The sequence below is a fragment of the Neisseria mucosa genome (genome assembly GCF_003044445.1).
GTDB classification, from domain to species: domain Bacteria; phylum Pseudomonadota; class Gammaproteobacteria; order Burkholderiales; family Neisseriaceae; genus Neisseria; species Neisseria mucosa_A.
On the sequence record NZ_POWX01000041.1, the window covers coordinates 1 to 1,228 of the forward strand.

General features: G+C 51.9%; 1 protein-coding gene. It reads left to right on the top strand.

Annotated elements, in window-relative coordinates; all coding sequences use genetic code 11:
• Positions 1-63: 63 nt before the first annotated feature.
• Complete coding sequence (locus DBY90_RS12410; protein ID WP_107987335.1) at positions 64-1,071, top strand: IS5 family transposase; 1,008 nt, start codon at positions 64-66, stop codon at positions 1,069-1,071.
• Positions 1,072-1,228 lie beyond the last annotated feature (157 nt).

Below are 1,228 nucleotides of genomic sequence, written 5' to 3' on the forward strand. Positions count from 1 at the left end.
GAGACCTTTGCAAAATTCCCCAAAATCCCCTAAATTCCCACCAAGACATTTAGGGGATTTCTCATGAGCACCTTCTTCCGGCAAACCGCCCAAGCCATGATTGCCAAACACATCGACCGCTTCCCACTATTGAAGTTGGATCAGGTGATTGATTGGCAACCGATCGAACAGTACCTGAATCGTCAAAGAACCCGTTACCTTCGAGACCACCGCGGCCGTCCCGCCTATCCACTGCTGTCCATGTTCAAAGCCGTCCTGCTCGGCCAATGGCACAGCCTCTCCGATCCCGAGCTCGAACACAGCCTCATCACCCGCATCGATTTCAACCTGTTTTGCCGTTTTGACGAACTGAGCATCCCCGATTACAGTACCTTATGCCGCTACCGCAACTGGCTGGCGCAAGACAACACCCTGTCCGAATTGCTGGAACTGATTAACCGCCAACTGACCGAAAAAGGCTTAAAAGTAGAGAAAGCATCCGCCGCCGTCATTGACGCCACCATTATTCAAACCGCCGGCAGCAAACAGCGTCAGGCTATAGAAGTCGATGAAGAAGGACAAGTCAGCGGTCAAACCACACCGAGCAAAGATAAAGATGCCCGCTGGACAAAGAAAAACGGTTTATACAGACTCGGTTACAAGCAGCATACCCGTACCGATGAGGAAGGCTATATCGAGAAACTGCACATCACTCCCGCCAATACCCATGAGTGCAACCACCTGTCGCCTTTGCTGGAGGGCATTGCCGAAGGTACGACCGTCTATGCCGACAAAGGCTACGACAGCAAGGAAAACCGGCAACATCTGAAAGAACATCGGTTACTGGACGGCATTATGCGAAAAGCCCACCGCAACCGTCCGCTGACGGAAAATCAAACGAAGCGTAACCGGTATTTGTCGAAGACCCGCTATGTGGTCGAACAAAGCTTCGGTACGCTGCACCGTAAATTCCGCTACGCCCGGGCAGCCTATTTTGGTCTGTGTAAAGTGAGTGCGCAAAGCCATCTGAAGGCGATGTGTTTAAACCTGTTGAAAGCGGCTAACAGGCTAAGTGTGCCTGTTGCCGCCTAAAAGGCGGCCCGGATGCCTGATTATGGGGCGTCCGGGGAGGATTAAGGGGATATTTGGGTAAAATCAGGAGGTATTGGGGGGGAAAAATAGCCGAAAACCTGTGTTTGGGTTCCGGCTGTCAGCGAAAAGGTGAAGAGAGGTATTTTGCAAAGGTCTC